We start from the raw sequence: 19,155 nt of genomic DNA, 5'->3' as shown, positions 1-19,155 counted from the left end.
GGGTGCTCCCATTTTATTGAGTGCTCAACAAAAAAGTTGAGTACTCAATTTAATAGGACGTTTCATCATGAGCACGCCTTCCCACCGCAAGCTCGCTGTCGTCACCGGCGCTTCCGCCGGCATCGGTGCCGTTTATGCCGACCGGCTGGCCGCGCGCGGATACGATCTTCTGCTGATTGCGCGCCGGCGCGACCGGCTGGAGGAGGTGGCCCGCCGTATCGCGGCCGTCCATGGCCGCGAGGCCGAGATTCTGGTTGCCGATCTCGCCGAAGAGGCCGACATCGCAGGTGTCGAGCGCGATCTCGCGGCGCGCGGAGACATCGAGCTTATCGTCAACAATGCCGGCATCGCCCGCTTCGCGCCGATCGCGAAGGCGCCTGCTTCCGACTCCGCCGCGCAGATCGCCCTGAATATCGGCGCGCTGACGCGGCTCACCCATGCCGTCCTGCCGGGCTTCGTCGCGCGGAACCGCGGGACGATCGTCAATATCGCCTCGATCCTCAGCTTGCACACACTGCCCTATAGCGCGGTCTATAGCGGTACGAAGGCCTATGTCCTCGCATTCTCGCGCGGTCTGCAGTCTGAACTTGAGGGGACGGCGGTGAAGGTCCAGAGCGTGCATCCGCCGGCGACGGCGACCGATATCTGGGAACTGGCGGGCGTGTCCCTGGAGAACTTCGACCCGGAGAAGGTGATGACCACGGAAGATCTGGTCGATGCCGCGCTTGCCGGGCTCGATCGCGACGAGGCGATCACCTGGCCTTCGGTCGCGGATGAAGCGCTGTGGACAGCGTTCGACGATGCCCGCACGGCGATCGTCACAGCGTCGCAGACCCGGAAGCCGGCGCCGCGTTACGCCGCCTGAAGCGAACCATCCCTCCGCAGGCCGCCCCGTTGTGAGATGGCCTGCCCGGGCTCAGAGTGCGTCGGCGCAGACCCGGTTCCGGCCGCTTTGCTTGGCGACGTAGAGCGCGCGGTCCGCGTGGCCGAGACAGGCGTCCAGCTCGTCCTCGGAGCCGATCTGGGCTACGCCCAGTGAAACCGTGAGGGCGAGCGTTTCGTTGTCCAGGACCAGTGGTTCCCGGGCAATCGCCTCCCGGATGTCGTCGCAAAGCCGGGTCGCCTCGGCGAGGTCCGCGCCCGGAAAGAGGATGGCGAATTCCTCGCCGCCGACGCGCGCCAGCAGGTTGAAGCCGCGCTCGGCGGCAGCGCTCAGGCCGCGTGCGACGGCTGCCAGAGCCTTGTCGCCCCCGTCATGGCCGTAGCGGTCGTTCAGGCGCTTGAAGTGGTCGACGTCGAGGATGGCGATCGAAACGGGCAACCCCATCTCGCGGGCTTCGCCCACCAGCTTCTGGCCGCGTTCGAAGAAGTGGCGGCGATTGAACAGGCCGGTGAGGAAGTCGCGCGCGGCGAGGTCCTGCAGTTGTTTGAGTTGCGTCAGCGTCTCGACGTTGGACGCGATGCGGCACTGCAGTTCCTCGAGCACGAAGGGGCGCGAGACGAAGTCGTGCGCGCCGGCCTTGAGGAAGCCCGCCGAAGTCTTGCGGTCGGTCGAAGACGAGATGCCGAGAAGCCGGACATGCGGATGGAGACGCCTGATACGGCGCGCCAGCTCGAAACCATCCATGTCGGGCATGTAGTAGTCGCTGACGACGAGCTGGATGTCGGGATTGCCCTCCAGGACCGTCAGCGCCTCCTGCCCGGAGCCGGCCTCGACCACGGCATATTGCTGGATCGAGAGCATGCGGGCGAGCACCTTGCGAGTGGTCCGGGTGTCGTCGACGACGAGGATGCGGGTGTTGCGGTTGTCCAGCGCCCGTTTGACAGTGTTGACGAGGTTGGGCAGCGCAAACTCGTTGTCTTTCAGGACGTAGTCGATCACCTCCCGTTCCATGATCCGCCCGCGCGTGGCGAGATCGAAGGTGGCGGTGAAGACGACGGAGGGGATGCCGTGGGTCACGGTCCAGTCCAGCGCCTCGCCGCGGGGCGCGTCGGGCAGGTTGAGATCGACGACCGCGATCGCGTAGGCGCCCGGCGCTGCGACGATGATCTCGCTCAGGTCCTTGAGCGAACCGCAGGTCGTGACGGGCAGCCCGGTCTCAGCTTCGAGGAACTGCCGTAACGCCAGCGAGAAGGTTCGGGAGTCCTCGATGACGAGAATCTTGCGGTCATCGGCAATCGGATCTTGTCTTGTCTGAAGCATCGTAAGAGCACCCATGCTTCATCTAGGGCGCTCCCAAGCTTAATTTTTCGTCACGGCGGCGCTGCGACTGTGCCGCCGCCGGCGCGGCATCCTAGATGCGCCAGGGCAGGATGTTCTGCGGCAGGTGCCGGCCGAGCAGGTCGAGGATCAGCATCGCGACCAGGATGATGGCCGAGGCGCTGATGGCGACGGCCGCGGCCTCGCCGGCGAGGCCGGCTTCCTTCAGGCTGAACAGCACGACGCCCAGCGTTTCGGTGCCGGAGGACCACAGCAGCGCCGAGACTGTCAGCTCGTTGAACGCGACGAGGAAGACCATCAGCGCCGAGACGGCGGCAGCCGGCGCCAGGATCGGCGCGACGATGAAGCGCAGCATCTGCCAGAGGCTGGCGCCGTCGAGCTTTGCCGCCTCTTCGTGATGCGCCTCGATCTGGGCCATGGCCGCGACGGGGGCCTTCAGCGCCAGCGGCAGGAATCGGGCGAGATAGGCGAAGAGGATGATGAAGGGCGTGCCGTAGATGCTGACGCCGATCAGCGGCAGCGGCTTCAGGAAGATCAGGATGCAGGCGATGGCGAGGACCACGCCGGGCAGGGCATAGGGCAGCTCGATCATGAGCTCGATCGGACGCCTCAGCTTGCCCATTCGCCGCTCCAGCCCATAGGCGAAAGCGATCGCGAGGAAGGCCAGGATCACGGCGGCGGCGCCGGCGAAGAGCAGCGAGTTGCGGAAGGCGCGCATGGTCACGGCTTGCCTGAGCAGAACTTCAGTGAACTTGTCGAAGGTCAGCGTTTGCCAGGATAGAGCGACGCCGAGCGCGGGCGTCAGCGCCTCGCTCAGCAGCGCCAGCAAGGGCAATCCGAGTTTCAGTGCCAGCAGCAGCCAGAGCCCGGCCGCGACGAAGGGGCGGGCAGAGCCCAGCAGCCAGTAGGGTTCGAGCGGCCGCTCGATCTCGACCTTGCCGCGTTGGCGCCGGGCGACCAGCGTGCCCGCGACGATGCCGAGCGCCGCCACGATGGCGACGAGCACGGCAAGCGCCGCCGTCTCGCCAAGGCTCGACGGGCCGAAGCTCGACAGCCGGCGATAGATCAGCGTCGGCAGCGTGAGATAGTTCACCGGCAGGCCGAGCAGGGCCGGGATGCCGAAATTGCCGACGCCCGCAACGAAGGCGATGAGGCCGGCTGCGACGATCTGCGGTCGCAGCACCGGGACGATGATGCGCGCGGTGATGGTGGCGTTCGACGCGCCCTCCATCTGCGCCGCCTCGACCAGCGATTGCGGTATGCTGCGCAGGCCGGTCCAGAGGGTGATCGCGACCAGCGGCGCGTGGTGCAGCGCCATCACCAGGATGATGCCGCCGCGGCCCAGCAATGGATTGGGGGTGCCCGGCGCCGGCGCCAGGCCGATGAGCGAAAGGATCTGCGAATTCGGCGCGAGCAGGCTGAGGAAGGCGAGCGCCGCGACCTGCGGCGCGATCATCATCGAGAAGACGAAGAAGAAGGCGAGGGGGCGTTTCCCGCGCACATCGGTGACGCCGAGAGCCAGAGCGACGATGCCGCCGACAATGAGAGCACCGAGCGCGGAAATGCAGGCGGTTTCCAGCGTATGCCAGGTCGCGGCGACGGCGGAACGGCTCGCCATCTCGGCGAAGGCGGCATCCGGCGCGAACTGCCAGCCGGGAGCGAAGGCCGCGGCGACGAGCCGGAAGAAGGGCAGCCCGCCGAGCAGCAGCGCGACCGCGACGACGAGCGCCGGCAGGCCGAGGCCGTCCGGCAGCCGCAGAGGCAGCAGAGGCGGGGCCGCGAGCGCGGGCTCCCGCTTCGTGTTCTGGTYGATGGCCAGCGTCATGGCGCCGGCGCCCCTAGCATGGAAGCGACCTTACTCGAAGATCGAGCTGAAGCGCTTGCGCGCCGCAGCCTCGTCGGCGAGCGCCTTGGCGGCGTCGAACGACATCAGCTTGATCGCGCTGCGCGCCGGGTAGCCCGCGGGCAGGGCGACATCGGGATGGGCCGCGACATAGCCCTGCTTCAGCGCGAGTTCCTGGCCCTCCTTCGACAGCAGGAAGTCGATGAAGGCCTTCGCGGCCTCCGGGTTCTTCGTGCTCTTCAGGATCGCCACGGGCTCGCTGACGGCGGAGACGCCCTCGCTCGGGAAGACGAACTCGACCGGCGCGCCCTTGGCCTTCTCGCGGATCGGCATGAAGTCGACGATCATGCCGTAGAGCTTCTCGCCCGTGGCGACCTGGCGCAGGATGTCGCCATTGGCGCCGGCAGCCAGCGTGCCGTTCTCCTTGAGCTTCTCGTAGAAGTCCCAGCCGTCCTTCAGATTCCCGGTCAGCGTGATCGTGTGGATCAGCGCGGCGCCCGAGTTCAGCGGGCTCGGCATGGCCAGCTGGTTCTTGGCTTCCGGTCTGGTGAGATCGGTCCAGCTCGCCGGCTTCATCGCCGCCTTGGTGTTGTAGACGATTCCGGTGGTGATCAGCTTGGTCGCGAACCACATCTTCTTGGGATCATGGACGCCGGCCGGGTAGGCGGCGACATCGGCCTTGTCGTGGGCGAGCAGCCTGTCGTCCTTCTTGAGGCCTTCCATCGTCACCGAATCGGCGATCAGGAGTACGTCGGCCTGCGGGGCGCCGGCCTCGAATTCCGCCTTGAGCTTCGCCATGATGCGCGGCGTTCCGTCGCGGACGAAGGAGACGTCGACCTTTGGGTATTTCGCCTTGAAGGCGTCGATCGTTTGCTGGGCGTCGGTGTTCGGCTGGCTGGTGTAGAGTACGAGCTTGCCTTCGGCCGCGAGCGCGCCGGACGCGGCGGCAAGGCCGGCCGCAATGATGAAGGCGTTCAAGGCCTTGCGCTGCATGGAACTCTCCGTCTCTGAATCGCGATTGCGAGATGGCGCTGCGCGTAGACCGCGTAGATGACGGTTCCATGAAACCGCTGCCGGAAGCTGTGCCCGGGGCGGTCCAGTTTGGAATTAAAAATACTATTTGTTGAGAGCCGGACCGTCTTGTTTCGTGCGGGGCTTTTCGACTAGGGTCGCGGCAAGGCGATCAAAAACGTCGAATTAAAACGGTTTAAACGGGAGGTTATCTGATGAAATTGGCTCGAAATTTCGCGATGGGCACCGCCGTCGCCGCGGTCCTCGCGGGCTGGACCGGCGCTGCTTCGGCGCAGGAAGTCCTCACCGCCTGGTTCACCAAGGGCTTCTATAAGGGCGAGGACGACGCGCTGTTGGCCGTCGTCGACAAGTTCCAGAAGGCAACCGGCGTCAAGGTCGAGCTCTCACTCTATGCGACCGAGGACTGCGTCACCAAATCGGTCGGCGCCGTCGATGCCGGCACGCCGCCGGATGTCGGCTTCTGCACCACCTATGATTTCCGAACGACCGGAAAATGGGCCTATGACGGCAAGCTCGAGGACGTCTCGGACGTGCTTGAGCCGCTCAAGTCCGAGCTGCAGCCTATGGCGCTCTCGACCACCTTCCTGATGAACGGCAAGGCCGGCAAAAAGTCCTACTATGCCTTCCCGGTCGAGCAGCAGATGATGCACATCACCTACTGGAAGGACATGCTGGAGGAGGCCGGCTTCAAGGAGGCCGACATCCCGAAGACCTGGGACGGCTACTGGGACTTCTGGTGCGACAAGGTGCAGGGTTCGCTGCGCGCCAAGGGCAAGCGCATCTATGGCATCGGCCATCCGATGGGCATCGCCGCCTCCGACACCTTCTACTCCTTCCTGACTTTCGCCAACGCCTATAACGCCAAGGTCGTCGACGAGAACGGCAAGATCGTGCTCGACCAGCCCGAGAACAAGAAGGCGATGGTCGAGGCGGTGAAGTCCTACGCCAACATCTTCCAGCGCGGCTGCACGCCGCCGTCCTCCGTCAACTGGCTAGACCCGGACAACAACGTCGCCTTCCACAACCGCACGACTGTCGCCACGCACAACGCCACGATCTCGATCGCCGGCAAGCATATGGACGACATGAACAACCCCTCGCTCACGGCCGAGCAGCGGGCGCAGGCGAAGAAGAACTACGAGGACAACATTCGCACGGCCGAGTTCCCGCTCAAGGCCGACGGCAGCAAGATGACGAACCTTGCCGCGGTCAAGACGGCGGTGATCTTCGCCGATGCCAAGAACAAGAAGCGCGCCAAGGAATTCATGGCCTTCTTCATGAAGGACGAGAACCTGCGGCCGTTCGTCGAAGGCTCGGCCGGCCGCTGGGTCCCGACGACGCTGAAGGGCATCGAGGCGCCGTTCTGGTCTGACGGCAAGGACCCGCACCGCGCGGTCGTCTACAAGCAGTACAAGGACGGCACCGTGCCGTTCCAGTTCGTCTACAACTACAACTTCACGACCGTGAACGCCGAGAACGTCTGGGCCAAGGCCGTGAACCGCGTGGTTCAGGACAAGATCCCGGCCGAGCAGGCCGTGGACGAGATGATCGCCCGCATCAAGCAGATCGCCGGGTAAGCGTCGGACCGAAAGGCGGAAGCCGCTTTTCGGCAGAATCCGATGCAGGAACGAGAACATCGATCGTCGGAGCGGATCGGCGTATCCGCCCCGGCGGTCTGAGGGCCCCGCGTCCGTTACGCTCGCATCCTCGATCCGCCGCGGCAATGCCTGCCGCGGCGGAGCTTTCACCGGGTGACAATTCCAGGGAGAGTCCATGAGCACTGCCGCCATGACAGCGCCGATTTCGGCACCGCGTGAGGATAAATCGGGCTTCACGCGCGACCGCGCGACCTGGGGTGCGATCATGCTGGCGCCCTATGTGCTCGTCTTCGCTGTGATGGTGGTCTACCCGGTTGGCTATGGCCTCTGGCTCGGCCTCAACTGGAACTCCTACAAGGCGCTCTTCGCCGACCCGATCTTCCTGCGCACCGTCGTCAATACGATCATCTTCCTGTTCGTGGCGGTGAACCTGAAGTTCCTCATCGCACTGGGGTTGTCCGGCTTCTTCGTGCAGCAGCGGGCCTGGATCCGCTTCGTGCTGGTGCTGTTCATCCTGCCCTGGGCGGTGCCTTCGATCCCGACCATCCTGTCGTTCCGCGTGATGTTGAACCCGGAGAACGGCATGGTGAACCAGCAGCTCTTCCAGTGGTTCGGCGTCATGGAGGGGCCGGGCTGGCTGACCGATCCGACGCTCGCCTTCGCCATGTCGATCATGGTCCACATCTGGAAGTCGCTGCCGTTCTGGACGCTGATCCTGATCACCGGCCGGCTCGCCATCGCGCAGGACCTCTACGAGGCGGCAAGCGTCGATGGTGCCAATCGCTGGCAGCAGTTCCGCTTCATCACCTGGCCCTCGCTGGCGACGCTCTACGTCACCTCGACCATGCTCTCGATGATCTGGACGCTGGGCGACTTCAACAGCGTCTACCTGCTCAACAGCGGCGGTCCCGGCGACCTCAATCACGTCCTCGCGACGCTTGGCATCCGCTACATGCGCAACAACAATCTCGATCTCGGCATCGCCTCGATCATCGTCGCCATGCCGCTGATCCTGCCGATGGTCTTCGTGATGGTGAAGCGCCTGTCGAAGGGAGCGGACGCATGAGGAAGTTCCTCGACGAAGGCAAGCTGATCCTGATCGCGATTCCCGTGCTGATCTGGACGCTGCTGCCGATCTACCACCTCTTCGTGCTGTCGATCTCGAACCAGGAGTCGATGCTGGCCGGCAAGCTCTGGCCGGACAACCCGACGCTGCAGAATTTCCAGATCGTCTTCAACCAGCAGCACTACTACCTGCATAATTTCTGGCGGCAGCTGTTCAACAGCTTCTTCATCGCGATCGCGACGGGGGGGATCACGCTGTTCGTCGCGACGCTCGCCGCCTTCGCCATCGCCCGGCTCAAGGTGAAGGGCGGGCGCACGATGATGAATCTCGCGCTCGCGACCTATCTCATTCCGGCCGCCTTCCTCGCCATCCCCATGTACAAGGCGATGGGCTCCTACGGGCTGCTCAATACGCAGGCCTCGCTGATCCTCGCCATGGTCGCGCTGGCCTCGCCCTATGCGATCTGGGTGCTGAAGCAGGCTTCCGACAAATTGCCGAAGGAGCTCGACGAGGCGGCGGTGATGGACGGCGCCACCTCGCTCCAGCTCTTCCGGCTGGTCTATCTGCCGCTGATGAAGCCCTCGATGGTGGTGATCGGCATCTACGCGCTGCTGCTCGCCTGGAACGAGTATCTCTACGCCTTCCTGCTGCTCTCGTCGGAGAAGGCGGTGCCTCTGGCGGTCGGCCTCGGCCTCTTCCTTTCGGCCGACGATGCGCCCTGGAACCTGCTGATGGCGGCGGGTCTGCTCTATGCCATCCCGCCAGCCGTGATCTATTACGGCTTCCGCAAGAACATGGTCAGCGGCCTGACCTCGGGTGCGGTGAAGAGCTGAGGGCGGTTGCCAACCCCGTCATTCTCGGGCGCAGCGAAGCGCAGACCCGAGAATCTCTCGCAGGAAGGAGCGCACCTCCTTCCCGAGATGCCCGGGGCAAGCCCGGGCATGACCTGCGGACCGGCCACTGCATGGCAGAACTGCTTCATCGCTCTCGCAATGGCGGCGAACAGGCGTCACATTGCGTGCGTTATGACAAGAAGAATTGTCGAGGATAGATCAATGACCGCCTCCAAGCTCGACCAGCTCCGCGAAATGACCACTGTCGTCGCCGACACCGGCGATATCGAGGCCGTGCGCCGGCTGAAGCCGGTCGATTGCACCACGAATCCGACCCTGATCCTCAAGGCCGTCGAGGCCCCGGCCTATGCCCATCTCGTCGACGAGGCGATCGGCTGGGGCAAGAAGCAGGGTGGCGGCGAGAAGGCGGTCCATGCCGTCTGCGACCGCCTCGCGGTGAGCTTCGGCACCGAGCTGACCAAGATCGTGCCCGGCCGTGTCTCGACCGAGGTCGATGCCGATCTCTCCTTCGATACGCAGGCGAGCATCGAGAAGGCCCGCGCCATCATCGCCGCCTACAAGGAGCGCGGCGTCGGCAAGGACCGCATCCTGATCAAGGTCGCCTCGACCTGGGAGGGGCTGCAGGCGGCCAAGGTGCTGCAGGCCGAGGGGATCGACTGCAACCTGACGCTGCTTTTCGCGCTGCCGCAGGCGGTCGCTGCGGCCGACGCCAGGGCCTTCCTGATCTCGCCCTTCGTCGGGCGCATCCTCGACTGGCACGTCAAGGCCGGCGGCGGCCCCTACACCGCCGAGACCGATCCCGGCGTCGTTTCGGTCCGGTCGATCTATGCCTATTACAAGACCTACGGCATCGACACGGTGGTGATGGGCGCCTCCTTCCGCAACACCGGCGAGATCGAGGCGCTGGCCGGCTGCGACCGGCTGACCATTGGCCCGGGCCTGCTCGACGAGCTCGCCGGCGCGACCGGGGAGCTGCCGCGCAAGCTCAAGCGCGAGGCGCCCGGCAAGGCCCCGGAAAAGCTCGTGCTCGACGAGAAGGCCTTCCGCTTCGCCATGAACGAGGACGCGATGGCGACGGAGAAGCTGGCGGAAGGCATCCGCGGCTTCGTCAAGGACCTGCGCAGCCTGCGCAAGCTCGTTGCCGAAAAGCTCGGCTAAAGCGGCCATGGCGGAGCGCCGGCCGCCATCGGGACCGATCTGCTGCAGCAGATGAGCGGAGACGGTCGCGGCCATGGTCGCCAAGAGCCCGCTGAAGCGGCTCGGCACGGTCGCGGAGCTGGTCGAGCTGGTCGCCTGGTTCGCGAGCGAGTGTTGCAGCTTCTCGACGGGTGCGGTCTTCGATCTTTCGGGCAGGCGCGCCACCTACTGACGCCCGGCTTGCGTCAGATCATTGACGCAACCGCTGCGTGGGTTTCTCATGCGAGTCGTCGAACGAGGCGGCCCGGCTGTCGCGGCTGCCCGGAATGGAGTCTGCCGCCATGAGCACACCATCTGGAGTCTCCACCCCTCCCTCTCTCGGTACGCATCTCATTCCGCTCCGGCGTAGTTGGGGCTGGCTGATGGCGGAGGGGATCGTCCTCATCATCCTCGGCGTTCTGGGTCTCGGCGCCGTGGCGCTGCTCAGCCTCGCCAGTGCGATCTGGTTCGGCGCCATGATCTTCGTCGGCGGCATCGTCGTGCTGATCGACGCCTTCCGCCATCAGGGCTGGAAAAGCCGCCTGTGGCACATCCTGATCGGCGTGCTCTACGTCGCGGTCGGCGTGATGACCTTCGTCAATCCGCTGGTCGCCACGGCCTCGCTGACCCTTCTGGTCGGTGCGGCCCTGGTCGCGACGGGCGTGCTGCGCCTCATCATGGCGTTCCAGAACCGGGAGCTGCCCTATTGGGGCTGGGTCGCGTTCTCCGGCGCGCTGTCGTTGCTGCTCGGCGGCATGATCCTGGCGCAATGGCCCGGCTCGAGCCTGTGGGTACTCGGCACTTTCCTGGCGATCGAGCTGATCTTCCAGGGCTGGGCGGCGATCGCGCTGGCGCGCGCCATCCGCTCGACCTTTGACGGTGTCCGGCCGGGGGGCTGACGCAGGAAGGCTAGGGCTGGGCGGATTCGCGTTGCGCCACCGGCTGGGCCAGCGAGATGTCGGCCGGGCTGGGTGGTGCGTCGCGGAAATCGCGGAAGAAGCTGCGGCCGCCGGCCGCGGCTGCTTGCAGTTGGCCCTTCCAGCTCTTCTCGCCGGGCTTGCCGCCTAGCGCGGTAAAGTCACCCTCGATCATGTGATCGCTGTCGCGGCCCTGATAGACCAGCACGCCCCGTGCTGTGACGACCACATCGCCGCGTCGCAATGTCGGATCCTTCAGATACCAATCGGGGTCCCGCTGGGGATCGAGCTTGACCACTGGTGGCTTCGGCTTGGAGGCCGCCTCGGCCGAAGCGCGTTTCCGGTGAGGCTTAACGGTGACGCTGAGCGGGTCATAGGGCTCGAACTCGATCACCGGGCGCGGTTGAGGCCGTCCGAACAGGGCATTGGCCAAATTGTCGAGGAAGCCGGCGGCACCCGCAGGCATGGTTGCCGCGATGCTCGCCATCGCCGCGATAAATACGACCTCGCGCAACCGTCTCGCCATCTCGCCGGCCTCCCTGCCGGGACAACAACTGACGACTCGATGCAAAGTTTCAACGACAGGACGCGGGCGCGCTTAACGACCGGTCAATCGACCGGGTCCGCGGGAAGGCGCCGTCAACCTTGATAGGTCGGCCTTGAATCACCTTTTCGTGTTTCGGCTCTGGCGGCCATGGCATTTCCTTCAAGTTGACGGATGGTTGCCGCTTCTCAGGCAGCTTCCGGGTGCCATCATGATCAGGATCGTTGGCTTCTGCCTCGCAGCCCTGCTGGCCGCATCGCAGGCGCAGGCCCAGTCTGCCTGGAGCTTCGATCGGGGTGCGACCGAGATCAGCTTCATCGGGCACCGTTTCGGGGCCGTGGTCACGAACGGCCGCTTCGAGCGATACGAAGGCAGCTTCGCCATCGATTTCGACCACCCGGAGCGAAGTCGTGTCCGTGTGACGCTGCAGACGGCGTCGATCAAAGCGGGTTCACCGCTGGTCGACGGCTTCATTGCTGGTGAGAGCATGCTCGATGCAGCGCACTATCCCGTGGCGAGCTTCGTTTCCGAAAACGTGTCGCGCACTGGTGAGCACAGCCTCGACATCCGCGGCAGGTTGACGATCAAGGGCGTGACACAGCCCTTCTCTGTGAAGGCGACCGTGGACGGAGACATCGAGCGGGCTAGGCGCGGCGACGTGCTGCCCTTCCAGGCCAGCGGCAGTTTCCTGCGGCCAGCCTATGGCATCGGCCGGGACGTGAACATCGTCGACGACCAGATGGACATCGTCATCAAGGGGCGCCTGAAGCGATGAGCGATGGGGCGGGGCGGCCGGCGCGCTGGCATCCGGCCAGCGTCGTGCTGCACTGGCTGACGCTGCTGCTCGTGCTGTTCCAGTTCTGGATCGCAGGGCCGATGCGCGACGAGAGCCGCGACCTCATCTCCCGCTTCGAACTCTATCAGCGCCATAAATCCGTGGGGTTGACGATCGCGCTCTTCGTGGTGCTGCGGCTCTTGCTGCGTCTTGCCATTCCGCAGCCGGGACCTTTCGAGAGCAATCCCTGGCTGCGGGGCGCGGCCGGCACCGTTCACGCCGGGCTCTATCTCTGCCTGCTGGCATTGCCGGTCACGGGGCTGCTGATGGCGGCGGCGGCGCCGATCCAGATCCCGACGCTCTATTTCGGGCTGTTCCCGGTGCCGCACCCGGTCGGTCCTAACCCTGCCATCTACCAGCGGATGCTGTGGCTGCACAATCAGCTCGGCAACATCCTGATCGCGCTCGGCGTCGCGCATGTGGCGGCGGTCGCCGTCCATATGCTGCTCTGGCGCGATGGCCTGCTCGGCCGGATGTGGTTCGGTCGGCGCTGGTCGTAACCGTCTTCAGCGACCGTTCGCCGCCTCGCCGCTTTGGTCGGCCTCCGCCGCCGCGGTGTCCGTCCTCCCTGGGGCGCTCTGGAACATGGTGCGGCCGCCCGCGGCTGCGGTCTGCAGATTTTGCTTCCAGCCCTTGGGGTCGCTGCCGCCGAGCGCGACGAAATCGCTGGAGTGCGCCGCATCGCTGTCGCGCCCCTGATAGACCAGCACACCGCTCGCGGTGACGACAATATCGCCCCGTCGCAGCGTTGGGTCCTTCAAATACCAGTGGCGGTCGGTCTGCGGGTCCAGCTTGGCGACCGGGAGCTTGGGCTTCGAGGAGGCTTCGGGTGCCCGCGGGCGTGGCCGCGCCCGGGGCCTGTCATCGTCGAACTCATAGATCGGCGAGGCCCGCAGGCGGGGCGCGCCGAAGATCGCCCGCGCCAGACTGTCGAAGAAGCCGGCCGCCTCCGCACCGGGCGCGGCCGCGGCGGACAGCAGAGCCGCCATCCCGAACCGGATCGCAAATCCGTGCCTCATCGCCGAGCCCTCCGCAGCGTCGTGTCCTCAACGACGTTTGGTCGCGGAAGGCGCGGCGCCGGTTCAGGGGCAACGGCGAGTTTTTTGCTTCGGCGCGATCAGTGCTTGCCCTTGGCCGCGAAAGCCTCGGCCCGGATCGTCGAGAGCGACTTCGCCGGGGTGATCGCCTCTGGGTCGAGCAGGCAGTGAATGATCGCGGGCTTGCCGCTCTTCACCGCGCGCTCGAAGGCCGGGGCGAACTCTTCGGTCTTCTCGACACGCTCGCCATGGCCGCCGAACGCCTTGGCATAGGCGGCGAAATCGGGGTTCTTCAGCGTCGTCGCCGAGACGCGGCCGGGATATTCGCGCTCCTGATGCATGCGGATCGTGCCGTACATGCCGTTATCGACGACGACGACGATCACCGGCAGGTCGTACTGCACGGCCGTCGCGAAGTCCTGGCCATTCATCAGGAAGCAGCCATCGCCGGCGAAGGCGATGACGGTGCGCTCCGGGAAGAGCCGCTTGGCGCCGATCGCGGCCGGCACGCCATAGCCCATCGAGCCGCAGGTCGGGGCGAGCTGCGTCGCGAACTTGTTGAAGCGGTGGAAGCGGTGCACCCAGGTCGCGTAATTGCCGGCGCCGTTGCACATGATGGCGTCGTCGGGCAGCTGGCTGCGCAGCCAGCGCACCATCTCGCCGGGGTGGAACTCGCCGGGCACGGGCGCCGGCTGCTCGCTCCAGGCGATATAGGCTTCGTGCGCGGCGGCGCCGGCGCCTTTCCAGGCCGGAGCCTTGGGGGGCTCGATCGCGGCCAATGCGGCGCAGAAGCCGGCGGGCGAAGCATTGATCGCGAGCGTCGGCCGGTAGACGCGACCCAGCTCCTCCGGATCGGCATGGACATGCACCAGCGGCCGGCCCGGATTGGGAATGCCGAACAGCGTGTAGGACTGGCTCGGCATCTCCGACAGCCGCCCGCCGACGAGCAGGACGAGATCGCTCTCCTTGATGCGGGCGAGCAGCTTCGGGTTCGGGCCGATGCCGAGATCACCGGCGAAATTCGGATGATCGGCCGGGAACAGCATCTGCCGGCGGAAGGAGACCGCGACCGGCAGGTCGAAACGCTCGGCGAAGGCCTGGAACTGCGCGATCGTCTCAGGGCTCCAGCGCGAGCCGCCGAGGATTGCGATCGGCGACTTGGCCGCAGCGAAGCGCTTGGCCAGATCCTGCATCTGCACCGGCGAGGGATGCTGCTCGGTGACCTGATAGGGCTCGGCGTCGGCGACATCCGCGAGGTCGGTCAGCACGTCCTCGGGCAGCGCGATTACGACCGGGCCAGGCCGGCCCGAGGTCGCGACGTGGAAGGCGCGGCTGATGATTTCCGGGATGCGCGCGGCATTGTCGATCTCGGTCGCCCATTTCGTCATCGTGCCGAAGACGGCGCGGTAATCGAGCTCCTGGAAGGCCTCGCGCTCGCGCATGCTGCCGTCGATCTGACCGACGAAGAGGATGAGCGGCGTCGAATCCTGGTCGGCGATATGGATGCCGGGCGAGGCGTTGGTGGCGCCGGGGCCGCGAGTCACGAAGCAGATGCCGGGCTTGCCTGTGAGCTTGCCGGCAGCCTCGGCCATCATGCAGGCGCCGCCCTCGGCCCGGCAGATGGTGACCTTCATCGACGCATCGTGCAGTGCGTCGAGCACGGCGAGATAGCTCTCGCCCGGCACGCAGAAGGCGTCGGTGGCGCCATGGATCAGAAGCTGGTCGACGAGGATCTGCCCGCCGGTGCGATTAGCCATTGCTCTTGTTCCCTTGTCCTAGCCGTCATTGCGAGGCGCGCAGCGACGAAGCAATCCAGGGGGACGTCGAGCGAGCCCTCCTGGATTGCTTCGCTGCGCTCGCAATGACGGCGGATGTCATCGTGCCGGCCCTCCCCAGGCCGGATCGTTCAAAATGTCGTCTGCATGTTCGCCGAGCCGGGGGCTCGGCCGCTTTGCCACTTGCCGTACGCCGTTCATGACGATGGGCGAGGCGACGGTCGGAATGCTGCCCGCCTTCGCGGCAGCGCTCGGCAGGTCGACTTTGACGCCGCGCGCTACCACCTGCGGATCGGCGAAAACCTCGCCGATATCGTTGATCGGCCCTGCGGGTACGCCGACCTTCTCCAGCCCGGCCAGAAGCTCGGCCTTGGTCTGGCGCTTGCAAAGTTCGTGCAGCCGCGCCGTCAGCGCGACGCGGTTCTTCACCCGCGACTTGTTGTCGAGATAGTCGGGATGGTCGGCCAGTGCCGGCTCGCCCAGCACGTCGCAGAGCTTGCGCCACTGCCCGTCATTGCCGGTCGCGATGATGATATGGCCGTCGGCGACCGGGAACACGTCATAGGGCACGATGTTCGGATGGGCGTTGCCGAGCCGGGGCGGCGGGTTGCCGCCGACGAGATAGTTCATCGCCTGATTGCCGAGCACGGCGACCTGCGAGTCGAGCAGGGCGAGATCGAGCGTGGCGCCTTCGCCGGTCGCATCGCGGTGGCGCAGCGCCGAGAGGATGCCGACCGAGGCATAGAGCCCGGTGTAGATGTCCGCGACCGCATAGCCGGCCTTCATCGGCGCGCCCGCCGGCTCGCCGGTGATCGACATGGCCCCGCCCATGCCCTGGACGAGGAAGTCGTAGCCGGCGCGCGGCGCATACGGGCCGTCCTGGCCGAAGCCGGTGACCGAGCAATAGATCAGGCGGGGGAATTCCTTGCGCAGCGAGGCGGAGTCGAGCCCGTATTTGCTGAGGCCGCCCACCTTGAAGTTCTCGATGACGACATCGGCATGGGCGGCCAGTCGCCTGACCAGCGCCTGGCCTTCGGCCGTCCGGAAATCGGCGGTGATCGAGCGCTTGCCACGATTGGCGGCGTGGAAATAGGCGGCCGAGAGGTGCTCTTCGCCGGTGCTCTCGACGAAGGGCGGGCCCCATTTGCGGGTGTCGTCGCCCTCGGGCGCCTCGACCTTGACGACATCGGCGCCGAGATCGGCCAGGAGCTGGCCGATCCAGGGACCTGCAAGGATGCGCGCCAGTTCGAGGACGCGCAGGCCGGCGAGGGGAGGGGTCGTCATGGCGGGTTCGACTCGGGCGTCATGGTCGGGCTTGGCCCGACCATCTCCGGGGAGGTTCGCGTGGGACGAGATGCCCGGGTCAAGCCCGGGCATGACGCCTGATTGCGCTCAGAAGAACGCCTGCAGGCCGGTAATCGCCCGGCCGAGGATCAGCGCGTGGACGTCATGCGTGCCCTCATAGGTGTTCACCGTCTCGAGGTTCGCCGCATGGCGCATCACCTGATACTCGATCTGGATGCCGTTGCCGCCGTGCATGTCGCGAGCCTGGCGGGCGATGTCGAGCGCCTTGCCGCAGTTGTTGCGCTTGACCAGCGAGATCATCTCCGGGGCCATCTTGCCCTCGTCGAGCAGGCGCCCGACGCGCAATGAACCCTGCAGGCCGAGTGTGATCTCGGTCAGCATGTCCGCGAGCTTCTTCTGATAAAGCTGGGTCTGGGCGAGCGGCTTGTTGAACTGCTTGCGGTCGAGCCCATACTGGCGGGCGCGGTGGAAGCAATCCTCGGCGGCGCCCATCACGCCCCAGGAGATGCCGTAGCGCGCGCGGTTCAGGCAGCCGAACGGACCCGACAGGCCCGAGACGTTCGGCAGCAGGTTCTCTTCCGGCACGATGACGCCGTCCATGACGACTTCGCCGGTGATCGAGGCGCGCAGCGAAAGCTTGCCGCCGATCTTCGGCGCGGAGAGGCCCTTCATGCCCTTGTCGAGGATGAACCCGCGGATCTGGTTGTCATGCGCTGATGATTTCGCCCAGACGACGAAGACGTCGGCGATCGGCGAGTTCGAGATCCACATCTTCGATCCCGTCAGCTTGTAGCCGTCGGCGACCTTCTCGGCGCGGGTCTTCATGCCGCCTGGGTCGGAGCCGGCATCCGGCTCGGTCAGGCCGAAGCAGCCGACCCACTCGCCGCTGGCGAGCTTCGGCAGGTACTTCTTGCGCTGCTCCTCGCTGCCATAGGCATAGATGGGATACATCACGAGCGAGGACTGCACCGACATCATTGAGCGGTAGCCGGAATCGACGCGCTCGACCTCGCGGGCGACCAGCCCGTAGGAGACGTAGTTCGCGCCGGCGCAGCCATATTCCTCGGGGACGGTGACGCCGAGCAGGCCGAGCTCGCCCATTTCGTTGAAGATCGAGCGATCGGTCTTCTCGTCGAGATAGGCGTCATGGATGCGGGGAGCGAGCTTCTCCTGCGCATAGGCGCGGGCCGTGTCGCGGATCAGCCGCTCGTCTTCCGTGAGCTGCTCGTCGAGCAGATAGGCGTCGTCCCAGGTGAACTTCGCGAGCTTGTGGCTGCCGGCCATGTTCTTCGTCTCCCGTCCTGTTTCCACTTACCGTCATTGCGAGGAGCGGAGCGACGAAGCAATCCAGGGGGACGTAGAGCGCTGCCGCTCCTGGATTGCTTCGCTTCGCTCGCAATGACGGGTGCTGTTCAGCTCAATCCGTCACGCATCCACGTCGAAGCTGACGCCCTGCGCCAACGGCAGCGTGGTGCCGTAGTTCAGCGTGTTGGTGGCGCGGCGCATATAAGCCTTCCAGGCGTCGGAGCCGGCCTCGCGACCGCCGCCCGTCTCCTTCTCGCCGCCGAAGGCCCCGCCGATCTCGGCGCCCGAGGGGCCGATATTGACGTTGGCGATGCCGCAGTCCGAACCCTCGTCCGAGACGAAGAGCTCGGCCTCGCGCATGTTCAGCGTGAAGATCGAGGAGGACAGGCCGGCGCCGACGGCGTTCTGGATCGCGATCGCCTCGTCGATGGAGTTGTACTTCATCACATAGAGGATCGGGGCGAAGGTCTCGCGCTCGACCGGGCCGCACTGCTTGGGCATCTCGACCAGCGCCGGACGGACGTAGAAGCCGCCCGCGCCGACATCGACCTTCTCGCCGCCATGGACCTTGCCGCCTTCGGCCTTGGCCTCGGAGAGCGCCTTCTGCATCCCCTGATAGGCGGCCTCGTCGACCAGCGGGCCGACCAGCACGCCGGCCTCGCGCGGATCGCCGATCTTCACCGAGCCGTAGACCTTGGCGAGCTTCGGCACGAGCGCGTCATAGACGCTTTCATGCACGATCAGGCGGCGCAGCGTGGTGCAGCGCTGGCCGGCGGTGCCCATCGCGGCGAAAGCGATGCCGCGCAGCGCGATGTCGAGATCGGCGGAGGGAGCGACGATCGCGGCGTTGTTGCCGCCGAGCTCGAGGATCGCACGGGCGAAGCGCGACGCCAGCTTCTGGCCGACTTCCTTGCCCATGCGGGTCGAGCCGGTGGCCGAGACGACAGGGACGCGGTGGTCGGAAACCAGGATGTCGCCGATCTCGCGAGCGCCGATCAGCACCTCGGAAAGGCCGACCGGAGCCTCGGGGCCGAAGCGCTTCATGGTCTTCTCGACGATGGCCTGCACGGCGAGCGCGGTCAGCGGGGTCTTCTCGGAGGGCTTCCAGACGACGCTGTCGCCGCAGACGAAGGCGAGCGCCGCGTTCCAGCACCAGACCGCGACCGGGAAGTTGAAGGCCGAGATCACGCCGACGACGCCGATCGGATGCYAGGTCTCCATCATGCGATGGTTCGGGCGCTCGGTGGCGATGGTCAGGCCGTAGAGCTGGCGCGACAGACCGACAGCGAAATCACAGATGTCGATCATCTCCTGAACCTCGCCGAGGCCCTCGGAGACGACCTTGCCGGCTTCGAGCGTCACCAGCAGACCGAGATCGGTCTTGGCGGCGCGCAGTTCCTCGCCGAGCAGGCGAACGAACTCGCCGCGCCGCGGCGCCGGCACCTTGCGCCAGGCGAGGTAGGCGGACTGCGCCCGGCCGATCGCGGCCTCGGCCTCGGCAGGGTTCGTCTCGCGCAGGGTCACGACGGTCTCGCCGGTGATCGGCGAGCGCGCCGACAGGCCGGCATCGGCATAGGCTGCCTCGGAAACCCCGAGGCGCTTGAGCAGGGCGAGCGTGTCTTTCGGCAGAGGTGTGGCCATCGTTGT

The 19,155-nt window shown here is 66.0% G+C and carries 18 protein-coding genes; 9 read left to right on the top strand and 9 right to left on the bottom strand.

Going from position 1 to position 19,155, the window contains the following annotated elements; genetic code table 11:
* The first annotated feature begins 67 nt into the window (after positions 1–67).
* A complete protein-coding gene (locus tag AB4Z10_RS16380) occupies positions 68–865 on the top strand; it encodes an SDR family NAD(P)-dependent oxidoreductase (RefSeq protein ID WP_441471441.1) in 798 nt (265 codons plus the stop codon).
* Positions 866–916: 51 nt separating this feature from the next.
* Here the strand turns inward: AB4Z10_RS16380 and AB4Z10_RS16375 are convergent, their stop codons facing one another.
* The 3 genes from AB4Z10_RS16375 to AB4Z10_RS16365 all read right to left on the bottom strand — a co-directional run bounded on the left by AB4Z10_RS16375 (position 917) and on the right by AB4Z10_RS16365 (position 5,057).
* A complete protein-coding gene (locus tag AB4Z10_RS16375; protein ID WP_441471440.1) occupies positions 917–2,203 on the bottom strand; it encodes a GGDEF domain-containing response regulator in 1,287 nt (428 codons plus the stop codon).
* A 91-nt stretch (positions 2,204–2,294) separates the two neighbouring features.
* Positions 2,295–4,046 carry an ABC transporter permease gene (locus AB4Z10_RS16370; protein ID WP_441471439.1) on the bottom strand — a complete coding sequence of 584 codons (1,752 nt, stop codon included), beginning with the start codon at positions 4,044–4,046 and terminating at the stop codon, positions 2,295–2,297.
* Between the two features lie 30 nt (positions 4,047–4,076).
* Complete coding sequence (locus AB4Z10_RS16365) at positions 4,077–5,057, bottom strand: ABC transporter substrate-binding protein (RefSeq protein ID WP_441471438.1); 981 nt, start codon at positions 5,055–5,057, stop codon at positions 4,077–4,079.
* A gap of 233 nt (positions 5,058–5,290) precedes the next feature.
* Between AB4Z10_RS16365 and AB4Z10_RS16360 the strand changes: the two genes are divergently transcribed.
* From AB4Z10_RS16360 to AB4Z10_RS16335, 6 genes are all read left to right on the top strand, one after another.
* The gene (locus AB4Z10_RS16360; RefSeq protein ID WP_441471437.1) at positions 5,291–6,673 is read left to right on the top strand and encodes an ABC transporter substrate-binding protein; all 1,383 of its coding nucleotides are present in this window, start codon (positions 5,291–5,293) and stop codon (positions 6,671–6,673) included.
* Between the two features lie 286 nt (positions 6,674–6,959).
* Positions 6,960–7,760: a carbohydrate ABC transporter permease gene (locus AB4Z10_RS16355; RefSeq protein ID WP_441471585.1), complete on the top strand. Its 801-nt coding sequence runs from the start codon at positions 6,960–6,962 to the stop codon at positions 7,758–7,760.
* A complete protein-coding gene (locus tag AB4Z10_RS16350) occupies positions 7,757–8,593 on the top strand; it encodes a carbohydrate ABC transporter permease (RefSeq protein ID WP_441471436.1) in 837 nt (278 codons plus the stop codon). The genes AB4Z10_RS16355 and AB4Z10_RS16350 overlap by 4 nt, the downstream gene beginning before the upstream one ends.
* A gap of 222 nt (positions 8,594–8,815) precedes the next feature.
* Positions 8,816–9,772, top strand: coding sequence for a transaldolase (gene tal, locus AB4Z10_RS16345; protein WP_441471435.1), 957 nt, complete (start codon positions 8,816–8,818; stop codon positions 9,770–9,772).
* A gap of 73 nt (positions 9,773–9,845) precedes the next feature.
* Entirely contained in the window at positions 9,846–9,983 is a 138-nt protein-coding gene (locus AB4Z10_RS16340) for a hypothetical protein (protein WP_441471434.1), read from the top strand.
* A 109-nt stretch (positions 9,984–10,092) separates the two neighbouring features.
* On the top strand, positions 10,093–10,689 hold the full coding sequence (locus AB4Z10_RS16335; RefSeq protein WP_441471433.1) for an HdeD family acid-resistance protein: 597 nt from the start codon (positions 10,093–10,095) through the stop codon (positions 10,687–10,689).
* Between the two features lie 10 nt (positions 10,690–10,699).
* Here AB4Z10_RS16335 and AB4Z10_RS16330 read toward each other — a convergent pair whose 3' ends face one another.
* On the bottom strand, positions 10,700–11,233 hold the full coding sequence (locus AB4Z10_RS16330) for a hypothetical protein (protein WP_441471432.1): 534 nt from the start codon (positions 11,231–11,233) through the stop codon (positions 10,700–10,702).
* Positions 11,234–11,462: 229 nt separating this feature from the next.
* On the opposite strand from AB4Z10_RS16330, the gene AB4Z10_RS16325 reads away from it, so the two are divergent.
* Positions 11,463–12,026, top strand: a complete 564-nt coding sequence (locus tag AB4Z10_RS16325) for a YceI family protein (RefSeq protein ID WP_441471431.1) — start codon at positions 11,463–11,465, stop codon at positions 12,024–12,026.
* Positions 12,023–12,586 carry a cytochrome b gene (locus tag AB4Z10_RS16320; RefSeq protein ID WP_441471430.1) on the top strand — a complete coding sequence of 188 codons (564 nt, stop codon included), beginning with the start codon at positions 12,023–12,025 and terminating at the stop codon, positions 12,584–12,586. Before AB4Z10_RS16325 ends, AB4Z10_RS16320 begins: the two co-directional genes overlap by 4 nt.
* Before the next feature lie 6 nt (positions 12,587–12,592).
* On the opposite strand, the gene AB4Z10_RS16315 is transcribed toward AB4Z10_RS16320, so the two are convergent.
* From AB4Z10_RS16315 to amaB, 5 genes are all read right to left on the bottom strand, one after another.
* Positions 12,593–13,075 carry a hypothetical protein gene (locus AB4Z10_RS16315; RefSeq protein WP_441471429.1) on the bottom strand — a complete coding sequence of 161 codons (483 nt, stop codon included), beginning with the start codon at positions 13,073–13,075 and terminating at the stop codon, positions 12,593–12,595.
* Positions 13,076–13,203: 128 nt separating this feature from the next.
* Positions 13,204–14,880 carry a thiamine pyrophosphate-binding protein gene (locus AB4Z10_RS16310; RefSeq protein WP_441471428.1) on the bottom strand — a complete coding sequence of 559 codons (1,677 nt, stop codon included), beginning with the start codon at positions 14,878–14,880 and terminating at the stop codon, positions 13,204–13,206.
* A 117-nt stretch (positions 14,881–14,997) separates the two neighbouring features.
* Positions 14,998–16,182 carry a CaiB/BaiF CoA transferase family protein gene (locus tag AB4Z10_RS16305; protein WP_441471427.1) on the bottom strand — a complete coding sequence of 395 codons (1,185 nt, stop codon included), beginning with the start codon at positions 16,180–16,182 and terminating at the stop codon, positions 14,998–15,000.
* A gap of 108 nt (positions 16,183–16,290) precedes the next feature.
* Positions 16,291–17,487: an acyl-CoA dehydrogenase gene (locus AB4Z10_RS16300; RefSeq protein ID WP_441471426.1), complete on the bottom strand. Its 1,197-nt coding sequence runs from the start codon at positions 17,485–17,487 to the stop codon at positions 16,291–16,293.
* Between the two features lie 141 nt (positions 17,488–17,628).
* Positions 17,629–19,149 carry an L-piperidine-6-carboxylate dehydrogenase gene (gene amaB / locus AB4Z10_RS16295; RefSeq protein ID WP_441471425.1) on the bottom strand — a complete coding sequence of 507 codons (1,521 nt, stop codon included), beginning with the start codon at positions 19,147–19,149 and terminating at the stop codon, positions 17,629–17,631.
* Positions 19,150–19,155: the final 6 nt, after the last annotated feature.

Origin of the sequence: Allobosea sp. RAF48, from assembly GCF_052114025.1 — a bacterium.
GTDB lineage: Bacteria > Pseudomonadota > Alphaproteobacteria > Rhizobiales > Beijerinckiaceae > Allobosea.
Note: the sequence above shows the minus strand (reverse complement) of the source record. Positions and strands in the feature narration are given on the sequence as shown.

Bases quoted from the DNA above. Each gene is read 5' to 3' on its own strand.
- tal (WP_441471435.1), top strand. From the start codon at position 8,816: ATGACCGCCTCCAAGCTCGACCAGCTCCGCGAAATGACCACTGTCGTC.
- AB4Z10_RS16320 (WP_441471430.1), top strand. From the start codon at position 12,023: ATGAGCGATGGGGCGGGGCGGCCGGCGCGCTGGCATCCGGCCAGCGTC.
- AB4Z10_RS16305 (WP_441471427.1), bottom strand. From the start codon at position 16,182: ATGACGACCCCTCCCCTCGCCGGCCTGCGCGTCCTCGAACTGGCGCGC.
- AB4Z10_RS16380 (WP_441471441.1), top strand. From the start codon at position 68: ATGAGCACGCCTTCCCACCGCAAGCTCGCTGTCGTCACCGGCGCTTCC.
- AB4Z10_RS16315 (WP_441471429.1), bottom strand. From the start codon at position 13,075: ATGGCGGCTCTGCTGTCCGCCGCGGCCGCGCCCGGTGCGGAGGCGGCC.
- AB4Z10_RS16375 (WP_441471440.1), bottom strand. From the start codon at position 2,203: ATGCTTCAGACAAGACAAGATCCGATTGCCGATGACCGCAAGATTCTC.
- AB4Z10_RS16310 (WP_441471428.1), bottom strand. From the start codon at position 14,880: ATGGCTAATCGCACCGGCGGGCAGATCCTCGTCGACCAGCTTCTGATC.
- AB4Z10_RS16355 (WP_441471585.1), top strand. From the start codon at position 6,960: ATGCTGGCGCCCTATGTGCTCGTCTTCGCTGTGATGGTGGTCTACCCG.
- AB4Z10_RS16330 (WP_441471432.1), bottom strand. From the start codon at position 11,233: ATGGCGAGACGGTTGCGCGAGGTCGTATTTATCGCGGCGATGGCGAGC.
- AB4Z10_RS16325 (WP_441471431.1), top strand. From the start codon at position 11,463: ATGATCAGGATCGTTGGCTTCTGCCTCGCAGCCCTGCTGGCCGCATCG.
- AB4Z10_RS16365 (WP_441471438.1), bottom strand. From the start codon at position 5,057: ATGCAGCGCAAGGCCTTGAACGCCTTCATCATTGCGGCCGGCCTTGCC.
- AB4Z10_RS16335 (WP_441471433.1), top strand. From the start codon at position 10,093: ATGAGCACACCATCTGGAGTCTCCACCCCTCCCTCTCTCGGTACGCAT.
- AB4Z10_RS16300 (WP_441471426.1), bottom strand. From the start codon at position 17,487: ATGGCCGGCAGCCACAAGCTCGCGAAGTTCACCTGGGACGACGCCTAT.
- AB4Z10_RS16340 (WP_441471434.1), top strand. From the start codon at position 9,846: ATGGTCGCCAAGAGCCCGCTGAAGCGGCTCGGCACGGTCGCGGAGCTG.
- AB4Z10_RS16350 (WP_441471436.1), top strand. From the start codon at position 7,757: ATGAGGAAGTTCCTCGACGAAGGCAAGCTGATCCTGATCGCGATTCCC.
- AB4Z10_RS16360 (WP_441471437.1), top strand. From the start codon at position 5,291: ATGAAATTGGCTCGAAATTTCGCGATGGGCACCGCCGTCGCCGCGGTC.